This window comes from Streptococcus sp. P25B114, assembly GCF_053010325.1.
This window is the reverse complement of record NZ_JBRKNW010000010.1, coordinates 22,116-42,207: the sequence shown is the minus strand read 5'-3', so window position 1 is coordinate 42,207 and position 20,092 is coordinate 22,116. Positions and strand designations below refer to the sequence as shown.

The window sequence follows — 20,092 nt, the reverse complement described above, 5'->3', positions numbered from 1 at the left end:
AATGCTGTAATATTTGTAATGGAATTATAAAACAAAAGTAATAATCAAGTTGTAAGATAGTTTCAGTCATATGAAAGGAAACTATATATTTTATGACATTTACAAAAAAATTGAAAAATGTAATTATCGGAGTAGCGACCGCCCTTGTAGCACTTACAACTGGCGTTGCTATCGCTGATACCTACCATTCTGAATTTAGCATTGCTGATTTTGTTGACCAATCTACCAATTCTTCAGCTGTTGCAGCCAAAGAGGATACGATAAAGAAAACATATGAATCCAAGGAAGAGAAGAAGGTTTCTGATGTAAAAGAAGAGAAGAAACCAGAGAGTACTGAGGAAAGTACGACGACTGAAGCTTCCAAAGCGGAAGAAGTTGCTCCAGCTACAGAAATAAGTCAAGTAGCTAGCCCTGAGACAACCCCAAAAGTACAACAGCCCGTTGTTCAAGTTGCTCAGCCTGAATATCAACAAGTACAGGTGCAACAAGTTGCTACTGAAGCTGTCCAAGCCCAACCTGTAGCTCAGGTTCAAGCAGCCCAGCCAGTTGTTACTGTAGGTGTCGGTGAAGCAGCTGCCAAAGAATTTATTGCTCAAAAAGAGTCTGGTGGCAGCTATACAGCTCAAAATGGTATCTACTATGGTCGTTACCAGCTCACAAGTTCTTACCTAAATGGTGATTTTTCACCTGAAAACCAGGAGCGTGTAGCAGACAACTATGTATTGCAACGTTACGGTTCATGGGAAAATGCCTACCAGTTCTGGATTGCCAATGGTTGGTATTAAGCTAACCAGAGGCCTGTATGAGATATTCGAGGATGAGATAGTTAGGACAGGCGATTGCCTGTCCATTTTTTGTAAAAAAGGGTAAAAATATAAAAATTCTGCAACAAAATGCTTGACAACCGATATATATATATATATAATGGAGTTATATCTATAGGAATATAGGTAAATGAGATTATACTATTTCTGACAAAATAGGGGAAGGAATCATTATGTCAAATAATACAATCAAGTTTTCACTTAGAAAAACTTCAATCGGTTTGTTGTCATTAGCAGCAATTGCTGTTGCAGGTACAGCAACTGTATCTGCAGCTGAAGTTGAGGTTGCTAACGTTACAGCGCATGGTACTGGTGTAACAGCTGATCCAATTCCAACGTTTGATTTGAATACAGGTGAATTGACAGCTAAAGGTTCAAGCGTATTGAATTCTGACTACAAACCAGCTTTGGATCCAAGCACAGTTGATATCCACGTTCATGGAGAAGGAACTACTACAGAGGTCCCAGAAGTTAAACTTGCTTTTGAAAATGGCGAACCATATGTTTATGCTACAGGTACTGGTGTAACAGCTTCTGCAGAACTACCAGCTTTGGACCCAAGCACAGTTGATATTCAAGTAAATGGTGAAGGCGTTACTGCACCAGCTTTGGAAGAAGCTAAAGTAGCCTTGGATGAGAATGGTTTGTATCTTACAAATGTACCAACTGAAGCACCAACAGCAGAAGCACTTCCAACAGTTCAAATTGGTGGTAAAGACGGTGACTATTACCTTTATACAAACGGTGAAGGTACGACAGCTGCAGAATTGCCAACAATCGATCCTTCAACGATTGAAGGAGCAATCGAAACAGCTAAAGGTGAGAGTGTAAAAGCTCCAGTACTTCCATCAATCGACCCAGCTAGCCTTGTTGCTCCAGCACCAGCAGCGGTTGCTCCAGCACCAGCAGCGGTTGCTCCAGCACCAGCAGCGGTTGCTCCAGCACCAGCAGCAGTTACTCCAGCACCAGCAGCGGTAACTTCAGCACCAGCAGCAGTAGCTTCAGAACCAGTTGCTAAAACTACTTCTACTACTGCAGCAACACTCCCAAATACTGGTCAAACAAATAGTCTTGTGTATTTGCTTCCAGCATTGGGTCTCCTTGGTGCAGCAGCAGTTGTAGCTAAGAAAAAAGAAATCTAATCACATCCTATTAAGAGAGGCAGAATTTGCCTCTTTTTTCGTTTATATGACTTTCAGCTCTTAGGCTTTATCGGCTGAAAGATAGAACAGAACGTAAGCATTCAAAATGTAAGCTGGTATTTGAGAAACGAGTTATGGTTAGAGTTATCGTGAATTTGAAGCAAGAAAACTTTACAAATAGATGGATTTTGCTTATAATGTTGGAAAAATTAAGGAAGAAAATGGCAGATGAATTTACAAAAACGGATTTTTCGTCTTAATATGCTGATGCTAGGGATTTCTCTGCTTGCCATGTTGGTCATCAGTGTCTTTGTTGTCAATAACATCTATCTGAATCGGAGTAGTTTATTGTCCACAAGTCAGAAAACAGCGATGAGCCAAACCAGCATTGAAGAATTTTCGGGAACAGATTATGTGTCTCTAGCAGAGAAACTAGCAAGTGGAGGGGCCCAGCTCTATGTGGAGAGTGACGGTTTTATTTTGTTTTCCAATATCCAGGAAGATGTAGAGGATGTCACGGCTGTTGCAATTAGCGAGACTACTCATTTGACCTACATTGATGAGGAAATTGTAATCAGTAGGCAGTTGGAAACGCAGGGACAAACAGTCTCCCTCTATGCGGTAATTGAAGATACGGAAGACCAACAAGACGCTAGGGAATTTCAGACCTTCTTGTTACAAATTGCGGTAATGGGTGGCTCTGGTATTGCAGTCATTTTGACCTTGAATTTGATGGTTACCAAACGCATCCTTCAGGCAATTATGAAACCGATGGATGAACTCCACAAGGGGGTTGAGCGGATTCGCAAGGGAAATTACCAGGAAAATCTAGATTATAGCGGTGATCGAGAATTTGAAGAATTGACAGAAGGTTTCAACCAAATGCAGACAAGCTTGTTGGAGGCTCAGGAGAAAAATCGCCTGTATGAACAGAATCGGACCCAGATGGTAGCGGATATATCCCATGATTTACGGACACCTCTCACATCCATTAAGGGCTATACTAAGGGGATTCTTGACGGAATCGCCAATACAGATGAAATGCGGCAGAACTACCTGACCATTATCTATCAGAAATCATTGGTCATGGAGAAATTGTTGGAGAAATTATTCGTTTTCTCTCAACTAGAGACCGATAAATTGCCATTTGATACAGTAGAAGTCGATCTGCGGGAGTTTTTCAAAGCTTATATCAGCGAGAAGAAGGCAGAATTGGTAGATGAAGCAATTGAATTTCGCCTACAAGTAACAGAGGAATTACCTGTTGAATTGGACCCAGTCCAATTTAGACGGATTTTGGATAACTTGGTAGACAATGCGCGAAAATATGCTACTGCTAACCCGCTTTTGTTGACCATTTCAGGCTTTACTGAAGGAAATCAAGTGGTTTGGACTTTTGCTGATAACGGCCAAGGCGTTTCGAAGGACCAGCTTGACAAACTCTTTACGGAATTTTACCGGGTAGATCAGGCCCGTCAGCAAGTGGATGGACATGGTCTGGGACTCTCAATTGTAAACAATATTGTGCATCGTCTGGGTGGCACAATCGTGGTTGAAAATAAGGCTGGATTGATCTTTACCATTCATCTGCCTAAGAAAGGATAAGAAATGACACGGATATTGATTGCTGAAGATGATATCGAAATTGCACAGCTTGAGCGAGATTATTTGGAAATGCAGGGGTATCAAGTCGATGTCATAACAGATGGTGCCCTAGTTGAAAAGCAGATTCGAACAGAAACCTATAATCTTTTACTTTTAGATGTCATGCTCCCTAACAAAACTGGCTATGATATTTGCCGCGACCTCCGTAACCAAGTAGATTTTCCTATTCTGATGGTGACGTCCAAACAAGAAACTATGGATGTCGTTCGGGGCTTAGGCTTAGGAGCAGATGACTATATCAGCAAACCCTTTGATCCCATGGAGTTGGTTGCGCGTGTGAAAGCCCATTTGACCCGCTACCAACGCCTGCAACCTACCAAAGAGGAGAAGGAACTGCGGGTTGGTGATTTGGTGATTTATTTGGAGAGTTGGAAGGTGGAAAAAGCAGGGCAGCCGATCAAGTTGCCCCATAGGGAATTTGAATTACTGGTTCACCTCGCCCAACATCCCAACAGGGTCTTTTCAAAAGATCAACTCTTCGAGACAATCTGGGGCTATGACTATGTAGGCGATAGTGCAACAGTAACGGTCCATATCAATCGACTGAGGGATAAGCTGGGGGCAGATTTGATTGAAACGGTTTGGGGAGCCGGTTACCGACTCAATGCATAAATTCTTTCGAATTTGTTTAGAAACTGTTTAGAAACTTTACCTAAAGTGTTGAGAATTGTCCTCTATAATAGACTTATCAGCAAAGAGCTGAAGAAAATCGTAAAAAAGAGGAAACACAAATGGAAAACCAAAACGAAAACAAGCAAATTATCGAGCAAGAAGTGCAAACGGAAGAAAAAGCATCTCTCCTAACCAGTTTAAAAACAAAAGTAAGTAAGATGAGTAAAAAATCAATCATCTTGCTTTCAGCAGGAGCTCTACTCTTGGTAACAGGTGGATTTGTCGCAGCTGAAATATATGAAAATCGTTTGGAAGCTTTAGAAACTCAAGTTGAACAGAGCCTGGGTCTATCAGACGATGATGATAATCAAGTCACCACGGCCCAGTCAGTTGTTGCAAGCTCTAGCTCAACAGCATCAAGTAGTACAACAGCAGCTTCTTCAACAACTACAACAGCGATCACAGCTGAGCAAGTTGCAGCAGGTTATGGCATTACTCTGGTAGATAGTTCAGAGCTAGATGGAACTTATACAGCTACGGTCGGAAATGATACGTATACCTTGACCATCAAAGGCAATCAGGGTAGCCTGGTTGAAGTTGACAATGATGGGGAACAAGATAGTGAATTAGTCGTTTTGGACCTTGAGAAAAAAATTGCCTATATCGATGGCGAAGCGGATACCTATAGTTTAAGCGGATCAACCTTGACCTTGACAGAAGTTGACACCAACGACACGACCTTGGATAAAATCAGCTTTACAAAACAATAAGAAAAGGACCGTAGAGGTCCTTTTATCTTGACAAGGTTGTCAATTTTCACCAAAGATTTCTTGTGCCAGTCGGCGACCAGTTGGTGTGGCAGCTAGGCCTCCTTCGGCAGTTTCACGGAAGGCGGTTGGTAGGGCAGAACCCACTTGGTACATGGCATTGATAACCTCATCCACAGGAATTTTTGATTCAATTCCTGCCAGTGCCATATCAGCAGCCACCATGGCATAGCTTGCTCCCATTGCATTTCGTTTGACACATGGGACTTCTACCAGACCTGCGACTGGGTCACAAATCAGTCCCAGCATATTTTTAATGACAAAGCAGATAGCTTGACTAGCCTGGTAGGGACTTCCTCCAGCAGCAAGGGTTAATGCCGCTGCTGACATAGCAGAGGCAGAGCCAACTTCTGCCTGACAGCCTCCTTCTGCTCCAGAGATGGAGGCGTTGTTGGCGATAACTAGACCGAAGGCTCCAGCTGTAAAGAGGAAGTCAAGTTGTTGCTCTTCTGTCAAGCTTAACTTGTCAATAGCAACACCAAGAACGGCAGGCAAGCAACCAGCAGAGCCAGCAGTTGGGGTGGCACAGACCAAGCCCATTTTGGCGTTCAACTCATTGACAGCCATAGCATTTCTTGCTGCCGATAGGATAGAGGAATCAGACAGCGTCTTGCCCTTTTTCATATAAGCGTCCAACTTGGCAGCGTCACCACCTGTCAATCCAGAAACGGACTTGCTTTCTGTTAATCCGTCAACAATCGACGCTTTCATGACTGTCAAGTTTCTTGACATGATTGTCAAGATTTCTTCTCGGCTACGCCCTGTCAATTCAATTTCAGTCGCAATCATGAGTTCAGCTACATTGCCAGAAAACTGTTCGGCTTGCTGAACTAATTCTTCGATAGTATAAAACATGTCTTTCTCTTTCTAGTTGAAGAAGGTAACATTGTGCAGATGGGGAATTTTTTCAATTTCTGCAATAGAATTTTCACATTGGCGAGCATCCACTTCGATAATCATAATAGCTTTTTCGCCAGCTTGTTCACGTGTCACGTTCATTTGAGCAATATTGATATTGTATTTTGATAAGATGTCAGTTACCTTGGCAATCATACCTGGAACATCTTGGTGAACGATGATAATTGTCGGAGTGTTCATATTCAGGTTGACAGAAAAGCCGTTGAGCTCCGTTACTTGTATATTGCCTCCACCAATTGAAACGCCTGTGGCTGAGATGGACTTTTTGTCATTTTTAATGATGATTCGTGTGGTATTGGGATGGGGGGTATTGCTGTCCTTGTTGACACGCCAGTAAACCTTAATACCACGCTCCCGAGCAATATCCAGAGAGTCAGGAATGCGTGGGTCGTCTGTATCCATGCCTAAAATGCCTGCTACCAAGGCCACATCCGTACCGTGCCCACGATAGGTCTTGGCAAAAGAGTTGTAAAGTTGGAATTCGACCTCGGTTGGCTCATCACCAAAGATGGAAGACACAATTTTCCCAATGCGGACTGCCCCAGCTGTATGGCTGGAAGAAGGTCCAATCATAACAGGCCCGATAATATCAAAGACCGATTGAAATTTTAAATTTGTCATAACTATCCTCACGTTTTTCTTAATACTATTATATCAAATTTTTGATTTGGATAGAATGCCTAGATGAATGGGGTTTCAATACCAAATTCCTGTTTCTTCTCCCTTTTGTGTGGTATAATACAAGTTGTTCAAAATCGACCTTCAAATCGTTTTTTGAAAAAATTTTTGGAATACGACCTTCAAATCGTTATTTCTACGAAAAGATGGGAGAAGATGATGTCAATTGACAATTCGAAAACCCGTGTTGTTGTCGGTATGAGTGGCGGTGTGGATTCATCGGTTACGGCTCTCTTGCTCAAAGAGCAGGGCTACGATGTGATCGGCATCTTCATGAAAAACTGGGATGACACGGATGAAAATGGCTTCTGTACAGCAACAGAAGATTACAAGGATGTGGCTGTAGTGGCAGACCAGATCGGCATTCCTTACTACTCTGTCAACTTTGAAAAAGAGTACTGGGACCGCGTATTTGAGTACTTCCTAGCAGAGTATCGGGCAGGACGGACGCCCAATCCAGATGTCATGTGTAACAAGGAAATCAAGTTCAAGGCCTTCTTGGATTACGCTATGAACTTGGGTGCGGACTATGTGGCGACAGGGCATTATGCTCAGGTGTCACGCGACGAGGACGGCACCGTCCATATGCTACGTGGAGCAGACAATGGCAAGGACCAGACCTATTTCCTTAGCCAACTATCACAGGAACAGTTGCAGAAAACCATGTTTCCGCTCGGCCATTTACAAAAGCCTCAGGTGAGGGAAATAGCAGAGCGAGCAGGCTTGGCGACAGCTAAGAAGAAAGACTCGACAGGTATCTGCTTTATCGGTGAGAAGAACTTCAAAGAATTTTTAGGGCAGTATTTGCCAGCCCAGCCCGGTCGCATGATGACCGTTGACGGTCGTGATATGGGAGAACATACAGGCCTCATGTACTATACGATCGGCCAGCGGGGCGGGCTTGGTATCGGAGGACAAATCGGTGGGGATAATGAACCTTGGTTTGTTGTCGGAAAAGACCTGTCCAAAAATATCCTCTATGTCGGACAAGGCTTCTATCATGAGTCCTTGATGTCAACTTCTTTACAGGCTAGTCAAGTTCATTTTACACGTGATATGCCTGAAGAATTCACACTTGAGTGTACAGCTAAGTTCCGCTACCGTCAACCAGACAGTCAAGTAACTGTCAAGGTAAGAGGTGATAAGGCAGAAGTCATATTTGAAGAGCCACAACGGGCTATCACACCAGGACAAGCCGTTGTTTTCTATGACGGACAAGAATGTCTGGGCGGTGGAATGATTGATATGGCCTACAAGGATGGAGTGGCTTGTCAGTATATTTAGTTGACAGGTTTGTAAAGATTGTTTAACTTGACTTGTCAGGACAATTTGATACAATATTTCTAACAAGAACTATGATGGTCAAAGCTCATGGGAATTGTAGGCTTTTTTGTCCTGCAATTTTCGAGAGTTTTGGCTATTTTTTGCGATTGGGGAGAGAAGATGGATTTCAGAACGAGACACGACAATCAAATCTTCGGTGTTCGGGCAACGGGCTTGGTGGTACAAGATGAGAAACTTTATCTCGTTAAGTCGCCTGAAGGGAAATACTACACTTTGGGTGGAGCTATTCAGCTTGGCGAAACAACCGAAGAGGCTGTGCAACGGGAAATGAAAGAAGAAATCGGAATTGATGTGGAGGTTGGACCACTAGCTTTCATCGTTGAAAATCAGTTCACCTTGCAGGAGAAATCCTATCATCAGATTGAATTTCTCTATATAGTTACCCCACTGTCTAATCCAGCTACCAATCTGGAAGAAGGAAATTCTGTTCGCCAGTGTGAATGGGTTGCTTTTGCGGGCTTAGAGAAACTGAATCTCAATCCAGCCTTTCTTAAGACCGAGTTAGCCAACTGGGACGGACAACTAAAGCATTTTATGAACAAAGACAACTAAAGTAGCGGAGGAAACCATGCCTGTTAAATTGATTGCCCATGTCTTGCTGACTGTTGCAGACAGCTACTTGATTATTCAGCGTTCGCAGACTAAGCGTGGCAAACCCAATGTTTTTCCTCAATATTGGGACATTCCAGGCGGTCGTGTCGAAGAGAATGAATTGCCCCGTGATGCTGCAGTGAGAGAGTGTTTTGAAGAAACAGGTATTTCGATAGAAAAGGAAAATCTGATCATTATCCATGAAGATAGTCAGTTTGATGAAGAAAAACAGACGGTGTTTACAAGGCTAGTCTATGAAGTGACACTTCCTGAACAACCGAAAACCATTCTTCTTGACCCAGAAGAGCATACAGATTTTCTATGGTTAGCTCCTACCGATAAAAATAAGAAAAACTTAGTTCCATATCTGGACGAAATTTTAGAAAAGAGAAGGATAAATGGATTTCAGAACCAGAGTTGACAACCAAATTTTCGGTGTTCGTGCCACTGCATTGCTTATAAAAGACGGGAAAATATTTCTCACGAAGGACTCTAAGGGCCGTTATTATACCATTGGCGGTGCAGTTGAGGTCAATGAGGTAGCAGCGGATGCGGCTGTTCGAGAAGTCAAAGAAGAATTAGGGGTTGACAGTCGTGTCAATCAATTGGCTTTTGTTGTTGAAAATCAATTTACACATGAAGGTATAGACTTTCACAATATCGAGCTTCATTTTATCGTGGAGCCTGTTGGAGAAATGCCTGAGGAGATGATTGAAGACAACTTGAAACAAGCTTGTGAATGGATAGACGTTGACAAACTTGTCAACCTAGATGTCGTACCAGTTTTTCTGGCAGAGGAATTGCCAAACTGGAGTGGACAAGTTAAACACATTATGAACATGAAGGAGTAAACAACATGACACACACATTTGCAGAAAACTACGATGTCATCGTGATTGGTGCGGGGCATGCGGGTGTAGAGGCGGGCTTGGCAGCCAGTCGGATGGGCTGTAAGACCTTGCTTGCAACTATTAATTTGGATATGGTGGCCTTTATGCCTTGTAATCCCTCTATTGGCGGCTCTGCCAAGGGGATTGTGGTAAGGGAAATCGATGCCCTGGGTGGCGAAATGGGCCGCAACATTGACAAGACCTACATTCAGATGAAAATGCTCAATATGGGCAAGGGGCCAGCTGTTCGTGCCTTGCGGGCTCAGGCAGATAAGGCAGAGTATGCAGCAGAGATGAAGCGGACGGTGGAGCGTCAGGAAAATCTAACCCTACGTCAAACTATGATTGATGAGATTTTGGTGGAGGATGGCAAGGTTATCGGTGTCCGCACGGCTACCAACCAGAAATTCTCAGCCAAGGCGGTCGTAGTGACAACTGGTACAGCCCTGCGTGGTGAGATTATCATCGGTGACCTCAAATATTCATCAGGCCCTAACAATAGCCTTGCTTCTATCACGCTGGCGGATAATCTGAAGGAGCTTGGTCTTGAAATCGGTCGGTTCAAGACAGGAACGCCACCGCGTGTCAATGCTCGTACCATTAACTATGAAGACACGGAGATTCAACCAGGCGATGAAAAGCCTAACCATTTTTCATTTTTGTCCAAGGATGAGGATTATTTGCAGGATCAGATTCCTTGCTGGTTGACCTATACTAATGCGACCAGCCATGAGATTATCAACAGCAATCTCCATCGGGCACCTATGTTTTCAGGGATTGTTAAGGGGATTGGTCCCCGTTATTGTCCGTCAATCGAGGACAAGATTGTCCGTTTTGCCGACAAGGAACGCCACCAGCTTTTCCTAGAGCCAGAAGGCCGCAACACCGATGAAATTTATGTTCAAGGGCTGTCAACCAGTCTGCCAGAAGATGTACAGCAGGACTTGATTCACTCTATTAAAGGCTTGGAAAATGCCCAGATGATGCGGACGGGTTATGCCATTGAGTACGATATGGTCATGCCGCACCAGTTGCGGGCGACGCTGGAAACCAAGAAGATTTCAGGGCTCTTTACAGCAGGTCAGACAAACGGAACATCAGGTTATGAAGAAGCAGCTGGTCAGGGAATTGTAGCTGGTATCAACGCCGCCCTCAAGGTACAGGGCAAGCCAGAGCTGATTTTGAAACGAAGTGACGGCTACATAGGTGTCATGATTGACGACTTGGTGACCAAGGGAACGGTGGAACCTTACCGCCTCTTGACCAGTCGGGCAGAATACCGCTTGATTTTGCGTCATGACAATGCCGATATGCGACTGACGGAGATTGGTCGTCAGGTGGGCTTGGTGGATGATGAACGCTGGCAGGTTTTCCAAATCCATAAAAACCAGTTTGACAATGAAATGAAACGCTTGGAGTCTATTAAACTCAAGCCAATCAAGGAAACCAATGAAAAAGTCGTTGCTATGGGCTTCAAGCCCTTGACAGACGCTTTGACTGCCAAGGAATTCATGCGTCGTCCAGACGTGACCTACGCAGATGCGGTAGCCTTTATCGGCCCTGCGGCAGAGGACTTGGATGCCAAGACCATTGAATTGATTGAAACAGAGGTCAAGTATGAAGGCTACATTGCCAAGGCCTTGGATCAGGTAGAGAAGATGAAACGCATGGAAGAAAAACGTATTCCAGCCGACATTGACTGGGATGACATTGACTCCATAGCAACCGAAGCCCGTCAGAAGTTCAAGCTGATTTCACCAGAAACCATCGGCCAGGCCAGTCGGATTTCCGGTGTCAATCCAGCAGATATCTCCATTCTCATGGTCTATTTGGAAGGGCGTAGCCGTTCCATTGCCAAAAATAAGGATAAGAAGTAATCCTTGTGACTGCTTTTTCCTTTGGATTTCAGGGTCATAGCTAGAATTTTTCGGTAATTTATGGTAGAATGGCAGTCAGAGGTTAGTGATGAAAAAATTTCGATTTTCGACAATTCATTTTGTCATGATTGGACTGATTTTGTTTGGACTAGTGGCTGTTATTCACCGCATTTTTCCGACAAGCGTCCTCACAATTTTTGCGCTTTTACTGAGCTTAATTGTCTTAGTTGTGCTCTTTATTTATCAGAAACATTCCTATGAATTTAGCGAACTGGAGCAGATTGAATATTTAAATAGTCAGGCAAATTCTGGTCTCATGAAGCTTTTGGATCAGATGCCGATCGGTGTGATTAAGGTTCAAGCAGAGACCAATCAAGTCGAGTGGTTTAATCCTTTTGCGGAGTTGATTTTCGCTCAGGAAAATGGTGAATTTGACCAGAAAAAGCTACGTGAAATTATTGATGTCGGTCTAGATGAAGATAGGGTTTATGCTAATTTTTCTGGAAAACGCTATGCGGTCAATGTTGATTTTGAACAGGGCTTATTTTACTTTTTTGATGCCTCCAATGAATATTCTGCAACCAATAGTTTGATTGGCAGTCGACCAGTTATCGGGATCATTTCGGTGGATAACTATGATGAGCTGGAGGATACAATAACGGATTCTCAGATTAGCCAGGTCAATTCTTTCTTGGCTCAGTTTGTGTCCGATTTTTGTAATGGTTATGGCATTTACTACCGCCGTGGTTCTATGGATCGTTTTTATTTTTTCACGGACTACGGTGTTTTGGAAAGTTTGATTGAAGATAAATTTTCGGTCATTGACAAGTTTCGTGAAGAGGCTAAAAAGTTAGAATTAAGCCTAACGCTTAGTATGGGTTTAGCTTACGGGACAACCAACCATCATCAAATTGGTCAAGTTGCCCTGCAAAATTTGAACATGGCAGAGGTCCGTGGTGGTGACCAGGCTGTTGTCAAAGAGAATGACGACCGTAAACAACCGCTCTTTTTTGGTGGTGGCTCAGCATCATCTGTCAAACGTACTCGTACCCGTACTCGTGCCATGATGACAGCGGTGTCTGATAAGCTCAAGTCAGTCGATGCGGTGTTTGTAGTCGGACATCGAAACTTGGATATGGATGCTCTGGGCTCCTCTGTTGGGATGCAGTATTTTGCGCAAAATATCATGAACAATGCCTATACGGTCTATAATCCCGATGAGATGGCCCCGGATATTGTTCGTGCGATAAAAAAATTGAGCGATGAGAATTGTTCGAACCTGCTTACAATTCAAGAAGCCAAGCAGATGGTTACTTCCCACTCTCTGATGATCATGGTGGATCATTCTAAGATTAGCTTGACCTTGGATAAGGAATTGTATGATTTGTTTACCCAGGTTATAGTCGTAGACCACCATCGTAGAGATACGGATTTCCCTGATAATGCTATCTTGACCTATATCGAGAGTGGTGCAAGTTCAGCCAGTGAGTTGGTGACAGAGCTTATTCAATTCCAGAATGACAAGCGCCACAAGCTTAATCGTCTTCAGTCAAGCTTGTTGATGGCGGGGATTATGCTGGACACCAAGAATTTTACCTCGCGCGTGACCAGTCGGACCTTCGATGTGGCTAGCTATCTGCGTACTCGCGGTAGTGATAGTCTGGAAATTCAGCAGATTTCAGCGACAGAATTTGATGAATACCGTCAGATTAACGAGCTGATTTTGCAAGGACAGCGGTTTGAACCCCAAATCGTCATTGCCCGTGGCCAGGAAGGAACCAAGTATGATACAGTCGTTCCAAGTAAGGCGGCGGATACCATTTTGGATATGGCAGGCATTGAGGCAGTCTTTGTTCTGACGGAAAATACTCAAGATTATGTGGCGATTTCTGCAAGAAGCCACAGTAAAATCAATGTCCAGCGGATTATGGAGGAAATGGGCGGAGGCGGTCACTTTAACCTGGCTGCAGCCCAAGTCTACGACCTTACAATGGATCAAGTCTATGATAAATTGACGGATACGATTCGTCAGGAACTTAGTGAAAGTTAGGAGAGAATAGATGAAAGTTATCTTTTTAGCAGACGTAAAAGGCCAAGGAAAAAAAGGCGAAATCAAGGAAGTGCCAACAGGCTATGCCCAAAACTTTTTGATTAAGAAAAACTTAGCCAAAGAGGCAACTACCCAGGCCATCAGTGCCCTGCGTGGTCAAGAAAAATCAAAAGAAAAAGCCCATGCCGAGCAGGTTGCAGCAGCAGAAGCCATCAAGGCAAAGCTGGCTGAGGAAGCTACCTTGGTCAAATTTGTCGAAAAAGTGGGTCCAGACGGACGTACCTTCGGCTCTATTACCAGCAAGAAGATTGCCGAGGAATTGGAAAAACAATTTGGTATCAAGATTGACAAGCGTCATATTCAATTGGACCACCCAATTCGTGCCTTGGGTTTGATTGATGTTCCTGTGAAAATCTATCAGGATGTAACAGGCGTCATCAATTTGAGTATCAAAGAGGCTTAAACTATTTGATTTTTAGTCATATTGGTGAGGAGGTGAAATCTTGGCAGAATTAGACGAATTGAGGGTACAGCCCCAGGATATTTTAGCGGAACAGTCGGTGTTGGGTGCCATTTTCCTAGACGAGGGCAAGCTGGTCTTTGTCCGTGAGTATATCGAGGCTGAAGACTTTTTCAAGCATGCCCATAAGCTGATTTTCAAGGCAATGATTGCGTTGGCGGATAAGAATGAGGCCATTGATGCGACCACTATGCGTAACTACTTGGTCAATCATGGTGACTTGGAAAATATCGGTGGCTTGGCTTATTTGGCAGAGATTATTAGTTCGGTACCGACGGCGGCCAATGCGGAGTTCTATGCCAAGATTGTCGCTGAGAAATCCAACCTGCGTAAGTTGATTGCTCGTCTGACAGAGGCTGTTAATCAGGCCTACGATGGAGCTGACGGGTCGGATGATATTATTGCCAATGCAGAGAAGGCCCTGATTGATGTCAGCGAAGGAGCTAGCCGTAGCGGTTTCAAACGGATTGACGATGTCCTCAATATCAACTTTGATAATCTGGAAACCCGTGCCAAGCAGACTTCGGACATTACGGGGATTGCGACGGGCTATCCTGCACTGGATGCAATGACGACAGGACTCCACGAGGAAGAGTTGATTATCCTTGCGGCCCGTCCTGCGGTGGGGAAAACGGCCTTTGCCCTCAATATCGCGCAAAATATCGGGACCAAGCTAGGCTTGACCGTCGCCATATTTTCTTTGGAAATGGGTGCAGAGAGCTTGGTGGACCGTATGCTGGCCTCGGAAGGGGTTATCAATTCGCGTGCCATTCGTACGGGTCACTTGACTCAAGAAGAGTGGAACAAGTATATGGTGGCTCAAGCCAATTTAGCGCGGGCTAGCATTTATATCGACGATACGCCGGGTATCAAAATTACGGAGATTCGCTCGCGGTCGAGGAAATTGGCCCAAGAAACTGGCAATCTCGGTCTGATTTTGATTGACTATTTGCAGTTGATTACAGGGACTGGTCGCGAAAACCGGCAACAAGAGGTTTCGGAGATTTCCCGTCAGCTGAAAATTCTGGCCAAGGAATTGAAAGTGCCGGTTATTGCCCTCAGTCAGCTGTCTCGTGGAGTTGAGCAACGGCAGGACAAACGTCCAGTTCTTTCTGATATTCGTGAATCGGGTTCGATTGAGCAGGATGCGGATATTGTTGCCTTCCTCTACCGTGATGATTATTATGAGCGGGGTGAGCAGGAAGACGGTGGTATTCCCAATAATACGGTCGAGGTTATCATCGAGAAAAACCGTTCGGGTGCGCGTGGCACCGTGGAACTCATGTTCCAAAAAGAGTATAATAAATTTGCAAGTATTTCCAAGAGAGAGGATGGATAGAGCATGAGTGATGCATTTACAGATGTTGCCAAGATGAAGCAAATCAAACAGGATATTAAGGACCATGAAGGACAAATTGTGGAATTGACCCTGGAGAATGGGCGTAAGCGTGAAAAAAACAAGCAAGGTCGGATTATCGAGGTCTATCAGTCACTCTTTATTGTGGAGTATGAGGATCCCAACAATACCTTTGTGGAATCTTATACCTACTCAGACATCTTGACGGAGAAGATTTTGATTCATTATTTGGATTAACTAATATAAAGGCTTTACAGAGCCTTTTTTTTGTGTTATACTAATCTTTGTGCGAAATAACAGCAGGGCAAAATGAAGCTCGTCAACAGAAGGTCAGCAAGAAGAGTAATCGTTGCTGTTTCGATGAAGGCCTCCTGCACGAATCAGGTTTGCTTAAAACGTTATTTCCTACAATATATTTATTTTATTGAGGAGGACATTTTTATGTCACGTTATACAGGACCATCTTGGAAACAAGCTCGTCGTCTTGGCTTGTCATTGACAGGTACAGGTAAAGAATTGGCACGTCGTAACTACGTACCAGGTCAACACGGACCAAACAACCGTTCTAAATTATCAGAATACGGTTTGCAATTGGCTGAGAAACAAAAATTGCGTTTCTCTTACGGTTTGGGTGAAAAACAATTCCGTAACTTGTTCGTACAAGCTACTAAAATCAAACAAGGTACCCTTGGTTTCAACTTCATGCTTCTTTTGGAGCGTCGTTTGGATAACGTCGTTTATCGTCTTGGTTTGGCAACCACTCGTCGTCAAGCACGTCAATTCGTAAACCACGGTCACATCCTTGTTGACGGCAAACGCGTTGATATCCCTTCATACCGCGTTGAAGTTGGTCAAGTGATCTCAGTTCGTGAGAAGTCAGCTAAAGTTCCAGCTATCTTGGAAGCAGTTGAAGCAACTCTTGGCCGTCCAGCTTTCGTATCATTCGATGCTGAAAAATTGGAAGGTTCATTGACTCGCTTGCCAGAGCGCGATGAAATCAACCCAGAAATCAACGAAGCACTTGTCGTAGAATTCTACAACAAAATGCTCTAAGATTTGTTCAAAGTTAAAAGCCCTATTCTGGGCTTTTTCCATATCAATTAGGAGGAAAAATGGTACGAAAATTCATTGGCATTGTACTAGTCATTCTCGGTCTGACATCAATCATTTACTTTGTCAAGTCAACAAGTCAACCTGTTAATGCTGCGTCTGAATATGCGGAAGCTGTTAAGTCTTATCAAGAACTAAGTATTGACCAAGTAGAGAATAAATTAGCAAACAAGGATTCATTTTTCTTGTATGTTGGTCGGGAATCTTGTCAATATTGTAGAGCCTTTGTTCCCAAATTGAGTCAAACAGTTGAACAAACACAACAAACTGTCTATTATTTGGATAGTGAAGAAGATCCAACTGGTCAATTAGAGCAGTTTCTAAAGGCAAGTGGTATCGAAACGGTTCCAAGCTTGTTATATATTGAAGGAGGAAAAGCAGTTTCCATACTTCAAAAAGGTAGTCAGGCTACAATAGAAGAAATTGAGCAATTTTTTGCACAATTCGACAAATAAGACAAGTAATAAGAATGCACTGGCAATAGCTTGTGCATTTTTGGTTTTACTGCACAATTTCATTTGTTCCTTTAGAATATATATTGAAATAAATTAAACAAAATGATATAATGTGAATATCTCAACAAACAGGAGGAACTTATGAAGAAAAACCTATGGTTACGTATTGTTTTTGCTTTTCTTGCAGCTCTATTTTTGGTTGCTTGCGGTGGTAAAGCAGAGAATTCAGCTACGTCAACGACGTCTAGTACAACAACTTCATCTTCTAAAGAAGAAGCCGTTTCTGGTGCATCCGTGAAGGAATACACGGATCCATCCGAATTGAAAGACAGCTATGATGTAATCGTCGTGGGTTCTGGTGGAGCAGGGATGTCTGCTGCAATTTCAGCAAAAGATGCAGGTGCTAGCGTAGTATTATTAGAAAAAATGCCAGTTATTGGTGGTAATACTGCTAAATCATCAGCCGGCATGAATGCTTCTCAAACCAAATTCCAGGAAGCAGAAGGAATTGCTGATACAAATGATAAATTCTATGAAGAAACTTTGAAGGGTGGTAAGGGAACAAACGATCCCGAATTGCTTCGTTATCTTGTCGACAATTCAGCTAGTGCAATTGACTGGTTGGATGGGTTGGGTATTACTCTTAGTAACTTGACTACTACAGGTGGTATGAGTGAAAAACGTACACACCGTCCAGCAGATGGTTCAGCTGTTGGTGGCTACTTGGTAAATGGTCTTTACCACAATCTTGTTGAACGTGAAGTACCAATTTTTGTTAATGCAGATGTTACAAAACTCCAAGATAAAGACGGGGCTGTAACAGGTGTTGAAGTTGAGATTGCTGGTGAAACTAAGAAAATCTCAGCTAAAGCAGTTGTATTGGCAACTGGTGGTTTCGGTGCAGACTTGGAAATGGTTGCTAAATTAAATCCAGCATTGAAAGGTTATGTTACAACCAACCAAGAAGGTTCAACAGGTGATGGTATTGCGCTTGCTGAATCAGAAGGTGCAGCAACTGTTGATATGGAACAAATCCAAATTCACCCAAGTGTTGAGCAAGAAACTTCTTACTTGATTACAGAAGCAGTTCGTGGCGAAGGTGCTATCCTTGTCAACTCAAAAGGTGAGCGTTTTGTTAACGAATTGGAAACACGTGATAAAGTTTCTGCAGCTATCAATAGTTTGGATCCAAACTACGCTTATGTTATCTTTGATGATGCCTTGAAAGATCGTGTGAAGGCTATTGCTCAATACGAAGAAAAAGGTCTTGTAAAAACGGGTGCTACTCTTGCGGATTTGGCCAAAGAAATTGGTGTACCTGCGGATGCTCTTCAAACAACACTTGATACTTGGAACAAGGCTGTGGCAGATAAAAATGATGCAGCATTTGGTCGCACATCAGGTATGGACCATGCTTTGAATACTGGTTCTTACCATGCCATTAAAGTTGCACCTGGTATTCACCATACAATGGGTGGTGTGAAAATCAATACCAATACTGAAGTATTGAAAGCAGACGGTTCAGCAATTTCTGGTCTTTATGCTGCTGGTGAAGTAACTGGTGGTGTTCATGGTCAAAACCGTATTGGTGGTAATGCGGTGGCGGATATTATCGTGTTTGGCCGTCAGGCGGGCATGAAGGCAGCAGAGTTTGCAAAATAATGACGAAGTTAAACTGATTTTTCAATTTGAAAAGGTTCTTAGGAGCCTTTTCTTGTTGGTAAATGTTATCAGTGATATACTGGGACTATGAAGAAAACGATAATCTTAACTGGTTTGTTACTCAGTATTTTGTTAATTTTGAACTTCACTACTCAACAGCAGGTCGTTGCATATCCGAATCGAAATTTGACCAAGGAGGATCAAATTTGGATTATCAGTGATCTCCATTATCTGTCACCAACTTTATTTGATACTGGCGAGGCTTTCTCCTATATCGAAAAGACGGCTGCTGGTAAGGAGCTCCGCTATGGAAAAGAGCGGATGGATGCTCTTTTGGAGCAGGTCAAACGGGATAAGCCCAAGCATTTGCTGGTCAGTGGAGATTTGACCCTCAATGGTGAAAAGCAGAGCATGCTGGAGTTGGCGGAGTATTTTGGGAAGATGGAGAAAGCTGGTACCCAGGTGCAGGTGATACCAGGAAATCATGATATAGCCAGTGGCTGGGCGCGCGCCTTTAAGGGAGACCAGCAGGAAGTGGTTGCTCAGGTTTCCCATAAGGATTTTGCGGAGATTTTTGTAGATTTTGGTTATAATCAAGCGGCCAATCGCGATGCCCATTCTCTTAGTTATTTGAGCAAAGTTTCTTCTAATCTGTGGTTTATCATGCTGGATTCCAATATCTACAGCGATGGGATGGGAAAAGGAGGTCCAAAGACCAATGGTCGGATCAAGAAGGAGACGCTAGACTGGATGGAGGAGCAGTTGCAGGCGGCTGAAGAGGCTGGTGTCCAGGCCCTTCCAGTTGTACACCACAATGTCCTTCGGCAGCACCACATGCTGTCCAAAGGCTATACTCTGGATAATACGATAGATGTCAAGCGGCTATTGGATCGCTATGGGGTTCAATTTGGTTTTTCTGGCCATACGCATGCCCAGAACATTGTTTCAGAGGACCTTGGAAAGACCACTTATACTGAGGTGGTGAACGGAGCCTTCTCAGTATATCCTGCTGTAATAGGTCAGGTGACTGTGGATAAGTCTGGCTTAGATTATCAAAAAGGGCAATTGGATACGGCTTTTTGGGCAAAAAAAGCTCAGCCTACAAATCCAGATTTGCGTGAATTAACAGCTCATATGCAGTCTGTTTTTGACAATAGTAGCGACATTATGGTCCACCGGATGATGCACGATGAGGGTTGGTACTCTACGGAGGTTGCGGAGAGCATTTCTCGGTTTATGGTACCAGTCAATCGCGCTTACTTTTCTGGTGAGAAGATTGACCAGAATTGGTTGGCAAAGGATGTTTATCCTAGCCAGGCTTATAAGGAGTTAAGCAAGGTCAATCCTAAGAGTTTCCTTTATGATTATGCCGAACATATCTTTTTACGAAGTCAAGAAAGGGATGTGGAGAAGTTTTTTATGGAAATGAAACCCTAGTTTTCCACAGAAAATGTCATTTTTACACAAGTTTTCCACAGTTTGTGCAAAACTCGTTCATAGATTTTCAAAACCCGGCATTTGTCGGGTTTTTGTGCTATAATGGGAATAGAAAAACGTTTTCAAAAGGAGT

At 43.4% G+C, this 20,092-nt stretch carries 20 protein-coding genes; 18 read left to right on the top strand and 2 right to left on the bottom strand.

Going from position 1 to position 20,092, the window contains the following annotated elements; genetic code table 11:
• Positions 1-92: 92 nt before the first annotated feature.
• The 5 genes from ACVC7T_RS06255 to ACVC7T_RS06235 all read left to right on the top strand — a co-directional run bounded on the left by ACVC7T_RS06255 (position 93) and on the right by ACVC7T_RS06235 (position 5,013).
• Positions 93-785 (top strand): aggregation-promoting factor C-terminal-like domain-containing protein, encoded by a 693-nt coding sequence (locus ACVC7T_RS06255; RefSeq protein WP_447262654.1) that lies wholly within the window; start codon positions 93-95, stop codon positions 783-785.
• 212 nt (positions 786-997) lie between these two features.
• A complete protein-coding gene (locus ACVC7T_RS06250; RefSeq protein WP_447262653.1) occupies positions 998-1,966 on the top strand; it encodes an LPXTG cell wall anchor domain-containing protein in 969 nt (322 codons plus the stop codon).
• Between the two features lie 228 nt (positions 1,967-2,194).
• On the top strand, positions 2,195-3,571 hold the full coding sequence (locus ACVC7T_RS06245) for a sensor histidine kinase (protein WP_447262652.1): 1,377 nt from the start codon (positions 2,195-2,197) through the stop codon (positions 3,569-3,571).
• A 3-nt stretch (positions 3,572-3,574) separates the two neighbouring features.
• On the top strand, positions 3,575-4,243 hold the full coding sequence (locus ACVC7T_RS06240) for a response regulator transcription factor (RefSeq protein ID WP_447262651.1): 669 nt from the start codon (positions 3,575-3,577) through the stop codon (positions 4,241-4,243).
• Between the two features lie 119 nt (positions 4,244-4,362).
• Positions 4,363-5,013: a hypothetical protein gene (locus ACVC7T_RS06235; protein ID WP_167786122.1), complete on the top strand. Its 651-nt coding sequence runs from the start codon at positions 4,363-4,365 to the stop codon at positions 5,011-5,013.
• 39 nt (positions 5,014-5,052) lie between these two features.
• On the opposite strand, the gene sdaAA is transcribed toward ACVC7T_RS06235, so the two are convergent.
• Together sdaAA and sdaAB are read right to left on the bottom strand one after the other, a co-directional pair.
• A complete protein-coding gene (gene sdaAA / locus ACVC7T_RS06230) occupies positions 5,053-5,925 on the bottom strand; it encodes an L-serine ammonia-lyase, iron-sulfur-dependent, subunit alpha (RefSeq protein WP_105122435.1) in 873 nt (290 codons plus the stop codon).
• A gap of 12 nt (positions 5,926-5,937) precedes the next feature.
• Entirely contained in the window at positions 5,938-6,609 is a 672-nt protein-coding gene (sdaAB, locus tag ACVC7T_RS06225) for an L-serine ammonia-lyase, iron-sulfur-dependent subunit beta (protein ID WP_024379555.1), read from the bottom strand.
• Positions 6,610-6,825: 216 nt separating this feature from the next.
• On the opposite strand from sdaAB, the gene mnmA reads away from it, so the two are divergent.
• The 13 genes from mnmA to ACVC7T_RS06160 all read left to right on the top strand — a co-directional run bounded on the left by mnmA (position 6,826) and on the right by ACVC7T_RS06160 (position 19,959).
• Positions 6,826-7,950, top strand: coding sequence for a tRNA 2-thiouridine(34) synthase MnmA (gene mnmA, locus ACVC7T_RS06220; protein ID WP_394735843.1), 1,125 nt, complete (start codon positions 6,826-6,828; stop codon positions 7,948-7,950).
• Between the two features lie 159 nt (positions 7,951-8,109).
• Positions 8,110-8,562: an NUDIX hydrolase gene (locus ACVC7T_RS06215; RefSeq protein WP_105160723.1), complete on the top strand. Its 453-nt coding sequence runs from the start codon at positions 8,110-8,112 to the stop codon at positions 8,560-8,562.
• 16 nt (positions 8,563-8,578) lie between these two features.
• A complete protein-coding gene (locus ACVC7T_RS06210) occupies positions 8,579-9,022 on the top strand; it encodes an NUDIX hydrolase (protein WP_447262650.1) in 444 nt (147 codons plus the stop codon).
• Positions 9,000-9,452, top strand: coding sequence for an NUDIX hydrolase (locus ACVC7T_RS06205; RefSeq protein WP_447262649.1), 453 nt, complete (start codon positions 9,000-9,002; stop codon positions 9,450-9,452). The genes ACVC7T_RS06210 and ACVC7T_RS06205 overlap by 23 nt, the downstream gene beginning before the upstream one ends.
• A gap of 5 nt (positions 9,453-9,457) precedes the next feature.
• A complete protein-coding gene (gene mnmG, locus ACVC7T_RS06200) occupies positions 9,458-11,368 on the top strand; it encodes a tRNA uridine-5-carboxymethylaminomethyl(34) synthesis enzyme MnmG (protein ID WP_105160726.1) in 1,911 nt (636 codons plus the stop codon).
• An 88-nt stretch (positions 11,369-11,456) separates the two neighbouring features.
• Entirely contained in the window at positions 11,457-13,418 is a 1,962-nt protein-coding gene (locus ACVC7T_RS06195) for a DHH family phosphoesterase (protein WP_172074344.1), read from the top strand.
• A 10-nt stretch (positions 13,419-13,428) separates the two neighbouring features.
• Positions 13,429-13,881 carry a 50S ribosomal protein L9 gene (gene rplI / locus ACVC7T_RS06190; protein WP_105122429.1) on the top strand — a complete coding sequence of 151 codons (453 nt, stop codon included), beginning with the start codon at positions 13,429-13,431 and terminating at the stop codon, positions 13,879-13,881.
• A gap of 40 nt (positions 13,882-13,921) precedes the next feature.
• Positions 13,922-15,277: a replicative DNA helicase gene (dnaB, locus tag ACVC7T_RS06185; protein ID WP_105138580.1), complete on the top strand. Its 1,356-nt coding sequence runs from the start codon at positions 13,922-13,924 to the stop codon at positions 15,275-15,277.
• A 3-nt stretch (positions 15,278-15,280) separates the two neighbouring features.
• Entirely contained in the window at positions 15,281-15,532 is a 252-nt protein-coding gene (locus ACVC7T_RS06180; protein ID WP_105111313.1) for a Veg family protein, read from the top strand.
• A 204-nt stretch (positions 15,533-15,736) separates the two neighbouring features.
• Entirely contained in the window at positions 15,737-16,348 is a 612-nt protein-coding gene (rpsD, locus tag ACVC7T_RS06175; protein WP_105122426.1) for a 30S ribosomal protein S4, read from the top strand.
• Positions 16,349-16,407: 59 nt separating this feature from the next.
• Positions 16,408-16,860 carry a conjugal transfer protein TraF gene (gene traF, locus ACVC7T_RS06170; protein WP_105110266.1) on the top strand — a complete coding sequence of 151 codons (453 nt, stop codon included), beginning with the start codon at positions 16,408-16,410 and terminating at the stop codon, positions 16,858-16,860.
• Positions 16,861-17,001: 141 nt separating this feature from the next.
• Positions 17,002-18,522 carry a flavocytochrome c gene (locus ACVC7T_RS06165; RefSeq protein WP_105160029.1) on the top strand — a complete coding sequence of 507 codons (1,521 nt, stop codon included), beginning with the start codon at positions 17,002-17,004 and terminating at the stop codon, positions 18,520-18,522.
• A gap of 87 nt (positions 18,523-18,609) precedes the next feature.
• Positions 18,610-19,959: a metallophosphoesterase gene (locus ACVC7T_RS06160; protein ID WP_447262648.1), complete on the top strand. Its 1,350-nt coding sequence runs from the start codon at positions 18,610-18,612 to the stop codon at positions 19,957-19,959.
• Positions 19,960-20,092 lie beyond the last annotated feature (133 nt).

Bases quoted from the DNA above. Each gene is read 5' to 3' on its own strand.
- ACVC7T_RS06255 (WP_447262654.1), top strand. From the start codon at position 93: ATGACATTTACAAAAAAATTGAAAAATGTAATTATCGGAGTAGCGACC.
- ACVC7T_RS06250 (WP_447262653.1), top strand. From the start codon at position 998: ATGTCAAATAATACAATCAAGTTTTCACTTAGAAAAACTTCAATCGGT.
- ACVC7T_RS06245 (WP_447262652.1), top strand. From the start codon at position 2,195: ATGAATTTACAAAAACGGATTTTTCGTCTTAATATGCTGATGCTAGGG.
- ACVC7T_RS06240 (WP_447262651.1), top strand. From the start codon at position 3,575: ATGACACGGATATTGATTGCTGAAGATGATATCGAAATTGCACAGCTT.
- ACVC7T_RS06235 (WP_167786122.1), top strand. From the start codon at position 4,363: ATGGAAAACCAAAACGAAAACAAGCAAATTATCGAGCAAGAAGTGCAA.
- sdaAA (WP_105122435.1), bottom strand. From the start codon at position 5,925: ATGTTTTATACTATCGAAGAATTAGTTCAGCAAGCCGAACAGTTTTCT.
- sdaAB (WP_024379555.1), bottom strand. From the start codon at position 6,609: ATGACAAATTTAAAATTTCAATCGGTCTTTGATATTATCGGGCCTGTT.
- mnmA (WP_394735843.1), top strand. From the start codon at position 6,826: ATGTCAATTGACAATTCGAAAACCCGTGTTGTTGTCGGTATGAGTGGC.
- ACVC7T_RS06215 (WP_105160723.1), top strand. From the start codon at position 8,110: ATGGATTTCAGAACGAGACACGACAATCAAATCTTCGGTGTTCGGGCA.
- ACVC7T_RS06210 (WP_447262650.1), top strand. From the start codon at position 8,579: ATGCCTGTTAAATTGATTGCCCATGTCTTGCTGACTGTTGCAGACAGC.
- ACVC7T_RS06205 (WP_447262649.1), top strand. From the start codon at position 9,000: ATGGATTTCAGAACCAGAGTTGACAACCAAATTTTCGGTGTTCGTGCC.
- mnmG (WP_105160726.1), top strand. From the start codon at position 9,458: ATGACACACACATTTGCAGAAAACTACGATGTCATCGTGATTGGTGCG.
- ACVC7T_RS06195 (WP_172074344.1), top strand. From the start codon at position 11,457: ATGAAAAAATTTCGATTTTCGACAATTCATTTTGTCATGATTGGACTG.
- rplI (WP_105122429.1), top strand. From the start codon at position 13,429: ATGAAAGTTATCTTTTTAGCAGACGTAAAAGGCCAAGGAAAAAAAGGC.
- ACVC7T_RS06180 (WP_105111313.1), top strand. From the start codon at position 15,281: ATGAGTGATGCATTTACAGATGTTGCCAAGATGAAGCAAATCAAACAG.
- rpsD (WP_105122426.1), top strand. From the start codon at position 15,737: ATGTCACGTTATACAGGACCATCTTGGAAACAAGCTCGTCGTCTTGGC.
- traF (WP_105110266.1), top strand. From the start codon at position 16,408: ATGGTACGAAAATTCATTGGCATTGTACTAGTCATTCTCGGTCTGACA.
- ACVC7T_RS06165 (WP_105160029.1), top strand. From the start codon at position 17,002: ATGAAGAAAAACCTATGGTTACGTATTGTTTTTGCTTTTCTTGCAGCT.
- ACVC7T_RS06160 (WP_447262648.1), top strand. From the start codon at position 18,610: ATGAAGAAAACGATAATCTTAACTGGTTTGTTACTCAGTATTTTGTTA.